Source organism: Kytococcus sp. HMSC28H12 (genome assembly GCF_001816045.1).
GTDB classification, from domain to species: domain Bacteria; phylum Actinomycetota; class Actinomycetes; order Actinomycetales; family Dermatophilaceae; genus Kytococcus; species Kytococcus schroeteri.
Genome location: NZ_KV824262.1, coordinates 1 through 5,653 on the forward strand (window position 1 = coordinate 1; position 5,653 = coordinate 5,653).

A 5,653-nucleotide genomic window follows, 5' to 3' on the forward strand; every position below is an offset into this window, starting at 1 on the left:
CCCGCCCCGAGGACACCTTGGTGGACGTCGTGGACAGGATGCCACCTGAGGCACGCAGCGAGGTGTTCACCTGGTTGGCGCGGGCGCTGGGCCACCGGGTGACGCGACCCGACCTGCTGCAGGACACGCTCCGGCGGCGCCGCCAGGTGCGCCACCGCCGTGAGCTCACGGAGGCGCTGGAGGACCTCGCGCGAGGCACCGCGTCCCACCTCGAGCGCCGGTACATGGCGGACGTGCACCGCCGGCACGGCCTGCCCCCGGCCCATCAGCAGGCGCCGGTCGCCTCCGGGGTCCCCGGGAGGGGTGCCTTCGCGGACGTGGCCTACCGCGGCCCCGGGGTGCTGGTGGAGCTCGACGGTCGGCTGGGCCACGTGGGGGAGGGCGTTCTCCGGGACCGGCGACGCGACAACGCCAACACCCTGGCCGGCTGGGCCACGCTCAGGTTCGGGTGGCACGACGTGGTGGGTGACCCGTGCGCGGTGGCGAGGGACGTGGCGCAGGCCCTCGCGGCGCGGGGATGGCGGTCGACCTGGCGTCCGTGTGCTCGATGTTGACCGGATGCCGGGAAGGAACGAGCACACGGCCAGGCCAGGGAGCAGGTCTGCTCCACCCACCCCGCAGGCGCCCGCGCACGGGGCACGCCCCGGCCCTGCGCTACCATCGCAGCATGTTGGCCGCGACCCTGCTCCTTCCACAGCCGCGATGACTCCCTGAGCATCGCGGCCACCCCTCCTGTGCGAGGGGCTTTTTCGTGTCAGGGGCCGGAACGCCCCCGCCATGCGGGCCTTCCGGCCACTCCGGGCCGCGCCACGACCGGCCACCCATCCAGCCACCCACCACCGTCAGGAGACCTGATGAGCGAGAACCACCGCGACGAGACCCCCTACCGCTACACGGCGCGGCTCGCGGGGGAGATCGAGAAGCGCTGGCAGGACCGGTGGGAGGCCGAGGGCACCTTCCGCGCCCCCAACCCGGTGGGCGACCTGGCACCGCAGGACCCCGCTGCCCGGGCTGCCGTGGCGGACCAGCCCAAGCTGATGATCCAGGACATGTTCCCGTACCCCAGCGGCGCGGGCCTGCACGTGGGCCACCCGCTGGGCTTCATCGCCACCGACGTCTACGCCCGCTACCAGCGCACCACCGGCCGCAACGTGCTCTACACGATGGGCTTCGACGCGTTCGGCCTGCCCGCCGAGCAGTACGCCGTGCAGACCGGGCAGCACCCGCGCACCACCACCGAGGCCAACATCGAGACCTACCGCCGGCAGCTGCGCCAGCTGGGTCTGAGCCACGACGACCAGCGCACGTACGCCACCATCGACCCGGCGTACTACAAGTGGACCCAGTGGATCTTCCTGCAGATCTACAACTCCTGGTACGACCCGCAGGCCCCCGGCCGCCGCCCGGGCACCACCGGCCGCGCCCGCCCCATCGAGGAGCTGGAGGCCGCCTACGCCAGCGGTGAGGTCCCCACCCCGGACGGTCGTCCGTGGGACCAGCTCGATGCGGGGGAGCGCGCCGACGCGGTCGACGCCCGCCGTCTGGCGTACCTGAGCGACGCCCCGGTGAACTGGGTGCCGGGCCTGGGCACGGTCGTGGCCAACGAGGAGGTCACCGCCGAGGGCCGCTCCGAGCGCGGCAACTTCCCGGTCTTCCAGCGCAACCTGCCGCAGTGGATGATGCGCATCACCGCCTACGCCGACCGGCTGGTGGACGACCTGGACCGGCTGCAGTGGCCGGACTCGGTGGCCACCATGCAGCGCAACTGGATCGGCCGCAGTACCGGCGCCCGCGTCTTCTTCGACGTCGCCGTGCCCCAGTCCGCCACCCTGCCGACCGGCCCGGACGGCCAGCCGCGGCTGGAGGTCTTCACCACCCGGCCGGACACGCTGTTCGGCGTCACGTTCATGGTGGTGGCCCCGGAGCACCCGGTGGCCGATGCGGTGCCGGCCGCCTGGCCGGAGGGCACCGAGGACGCCTGGACCGGTGGGCACGAGACTCCGCGGGAGGCCGTCGCCGCCTACCGGGAGGCCACCGCCCGCAAGTCCGATCTGGACCGGCAGGCCGACGACAAGAGCAAGACCGGCGTGTTCACCGGCATCTGGGCCACCAACCCGGTGACCGGTCAGCAGGTGCCGGTGTTCGTGGCCGACTACGTCCTGATGGGGTACGGCACCGGCGCGATCATGGCCGTCCCCGGGCAGGACCAGCGGGACCACGACTTCGCCACGCAGTACGGCATCGACGTGGTGCGCACCGTGCAGCCGACCGAGGGCCACCCCGACGACCAGGCCTTCACCGGTGAGGGCCCGGCCATCAACTCCAGCAATGAGAAGGTCGACCTGGACGGCCTGGGCGTCGCCGAGGCCAAGGCCCGGATGCTGGAGCACCTGCAGTCCGCCGGCACCGGCGAGGAGGCCATCACCTACAAGCTGCGGGACTGGCTGTTCAGCCGCCAGCGCTACTGGGGCGAGCCGTTCCCGATCGTCTGGGACGCCGACGGCCGCGCCCACGCCGTGCCCGCCGACCAGCTGCCGGTGGAGCTGCCCGAGGTGGCCGACTACAGCCCCAAGACCTACGACCCGGAGGACTGGGACACCCAGCCGGAGTCCCCGCTGGGCCGCAACACCGACTGGGTCAACGTCACCCTCGACCTGGGCGACGGCCCGAAGCAGTACCGCCGCGAGACCAACACGATGCCCAACTGGGCCGGCTCGTGCTGGTACGAGCTGCGCTACGCCGACCCCACCAACTCCGAGGCCTTCATCGACCCGGAGCTGGAGGAGTACTGGCTGGGCGCCGGGCGCGGCTTCGGCGAGGGCGTGGCCGACGACCCGGGCGGCGTGGACCTCTACGTCGGCGGCGTGGAGCACGCGGTGCTGCACCTGCTGTACGCCCGCTTCTGGCACAAGGTGCTCTTCGACCTGGGCCACGTGTCCTCCGAGGAGCCCTTCCGCCGCCTGTTCAACCAGGGCATGGTGCAGGCCTTCGCCTACCGTGACGACCGCGGCCAGCCGGTGCCGGCCGCCGAGGTGACCGAGCGCGAGGACGCCGACCACCCGCGGGCGCAGGACGGCATCGTGTACGAGTGGAACGGCCAGCCGGTCACCCGCGAGTACGGGAAGATGGGCAAGTCGCTGAAGAACGTGGTGACGCCCGACGAGATGTGCGAGTCCTACGGCGCCGACGTCTTCCGCGTGTACGAGATGTCGATGGGGCCGCTGGACGCCTCCCGCCCGTGGGACACCCGCGCGGTGGTCGGGTCGCAGCGCTTCCTGCAGCGGCTGTGGCGTGCCGTGGTCGACGAGGCCACCGGCGAGCTGCGCGTCACCGAGGACGCCCCCGACGCCGACACCACCCGGGCCCTGCACCGCACGATCGCGGGGGTGGCGGACGACTACGAGAACCTGCGCTTCAACACGGCGGTCTCCAAGCTCATCGAGCTGACCAACGCGGTCACCAAGCTGGGTGCGGTGCCGCGCGCCGTGGCCGAGCCGCTGGTGCAGATGGTGGCGCCGCTGGCCCCGCACCTGGCCGAGGAGCTGTGGAGCCGCCTGGGGCACGCGGAGTCGCTGGCCACGGTGGACTTCCCGCAGGCCGACGAGGGCCAGCTGGTGGCCGAGACCGTCACCTGCGTGGTGCAGGTCAAGGGCAAGGTGCGCGACCGCCTCGAGGTGGCGCCCGACATCGCCGACGACGAGCTGGAGGCCACCGCCCTGGCCAGCGAGAAGGTCCAGGCGTTCATCGACGGCGCGCCGGTGCGCAAGGTGATCGTCCGGGCCCCCAACCTCGTGAACATCGTCGTCTGATGACGCCGCGCGTCGCCGTGGTGACCGACTCCACCGCGGACCTCCCGATGGCCAGCTGCCCCGACACCGGGCTGGTGGTGCCGCAGGTGCCCCTGCACGTGGTCGTCGACGGCCGCAGCCACCGGGAGGGCGTGGACCTCGACCCGGCGCAGCTCGTGGAGGGGCTGGAGTCCAAGGTGGCGGTGAGCACGGCCTCCCCGGGCCCGGCGGACTTCGAGGAGGTGTGGCGGCGCGCGCTCGACGGCGGTGCCGAGCACGTGGTGAGCGTGCACCTCTCGGGGCGCATGTCCTCCACGGTGGAGGTGGCGCGGTCCACGGCGGCGTCCTCAGGGCTGCCGGTGACGGTGCTGGACTCCCGCAGCGTGGCCGCGGGTCTGTCGATGCCGGTGCTGGCCGGTGCGCGGGCGGCCGCGGCCGGGGCGTCGGTGGACGACGTGGTGGCCGTGGTGGAACGGTCGGCCGACCACACGCAGGCGCGTTTCGTGGTGGAGTCGCTCGACCGACTGCGGCGGGGCGGGCGCATCGGGGCGGCGCAGGCCTTCATCGGCACCGCGCTGGCGGTCAAGCCGCTGCTGCAGGTGGCGCGCGACGGCTCCGTGGACGGCTGGCAGAAGGTGCGCACGCTGCGGGCCGCCCGGGCGGCGCTGCTGGCCTGGGGCCAGGAGGCGGCGGCCTCGCAGGCCGACGCGGTGGTGGACAGCCTGGGCGAGGACGAGTTCAGCGACGGCGAGGGCGTGGCGGTGGACGTGGCCGTGCAGCACCTCGGGCGCCCGGAGGTGGCCCAGGAGATGGCGGCCGCGCTGGAGTCGGTGCTGGACGAGTCGGCCTCGGTGACCGTGTCGCGGCTGGGGGCCGTGGTGGGCGCGCACACGGGAGTCGGCACGGTGGCGATCGTCGTGGCCCCGCGGGTGGAGGGCGACCCGGGGCGGTGGACGCCAGCGCCCTGAGGTGGCGCCGTGGGGGGCGTCCTGCGGCGGCCCCTGTGGACGGCGGCGAGGAGCGGCCTGCTCGTCCACAGCGCGGCCCGCGGTCATCCCGCTCGGGCCGGCAGGTCTCCCTAGCGTGCGGTCGCGGGGGTGGTGTCCATGGACGAACGGCCGGACGGGTACGGCCAGCACGCGAGCGGCGAGGACACCGGTGGCGGGCCGGGTGCCGGTGGGCGGGGCGACCACGTGGTCTGGGAAGGCCGCGGCGTGGAGCCCTCCGCGCGGTTCGGTGACGCGGCGCGGGTTGCGTTGACGGCGGCGGCCGATCAGGTGGACGTCCCGTCCTCGGTGGCGGGCGCACGCATGGCACCGGGGCACACCGCGCTGCGGGTGATGGCGGTGCTCGTGCTCGTGGTGGTGCTCGGCCTGGGGGCGTGGACCTGGTGGACGGGCCGGCAGGCGGCACCCCACCCGGTCGCGGCACCGGCGGGTGCTGAGGGAGGGGCCGAGGCAACTGGCGCGGGCCGCGAGGAGGGTGGGGCTCCCGGGGGCGGGGGTGGTGCCGGGGGTGGCGAGGCGTCCGGTGGGGCCTCAGCCGCGGCGTCCGGTGCCACCGGGGACCCGGCTCCCGGTGCCGCGGGGGTATCCGGGGCCGGAGAGGGCGCCGGGCAGGTCGTGGTGCACGTCGTGGGGGAGGTGCGGTCCCCGGGGGTGGTGCGGCTGCCGTCGGGGGCCCGCGTGGCCGACGCAGTGCGCGAGGCCGGGGGACCGACCCGCCGCGCCGACGTGTCGGTCCTCAACCTGGCCCGTCCGGTGACCGACGGGGAACAGCTGGTGGTGCTGCGCCCCGGTCAGGACCCACCCACCCCGGCGGCCGTTCCAGGTGGTGCGACGGGTCCGGGGGGTGCGGCCGGGGCC

Annotated in this window: 3 protein-coding genes and 1 pseudogene; all 4 read left to right on the forward strand. The window is 74.3% G+C overall.

Going from position 1 to position 5,653, the window contains the following annotated elements; translation table 11 throughout:
• A pseudogene (locus HMPREF3099_RS12615) lies at positions 1–554 on the forward strand (endonuclease domain-containing protein); the annotation flags it as partial.
• Between the two features lie 300 nt (positions 555–854).
• Complete coding sequence (gene leuS, locus HMPREF3099_RS00470; RefSeq protein WP_070703251.1) at positions 855–3,809, forward strand: leucine--tRNA ligase; 2,955 nt, start codon at positions 855–857, stop codon at positions 3,807–3,809.
• On the forward strand, positions 3,809–4,756 hold the full coding sequence (locus HMPREF3099_RS00475; RefSeq protein WP_070703252.1) for a DegV family protein: 948 nt from the start codon (positions 3,809–3,811) through the stop codon (positions 4,754–4,756). The genes leuS and HMPREF3099_RS00475 overlap by 1 nt, the downstream gene beginning before the upstream one ends.
• A 138-nt stretch (positions 4,757–4,894) precedes the next feature.
• Positions 4,895–5,653, forward strand: a 759-nt coding sequence (locus HMPREF3099_RS00480; protein WP_202816656.1) for an SLBB domain-containing protein, incomplete at its 3' end; no start/stop codon positions are given.

Coding starts and splice junctions, on each gene's coding strand:
- leuS (WP_070703251.1), top strand. CDS start 855: ATGAGCGAGAACCACCGCGACGAGACCCCCTACCGCTACACGGCGCGG.
- HMPREF3099_RS00475 (WP_070703252.1), top strand. CDS start 3,809: ATGACGCCGCGCGTCGCCGTGGTGACCGACTCCACCGCGGACCTCCCG.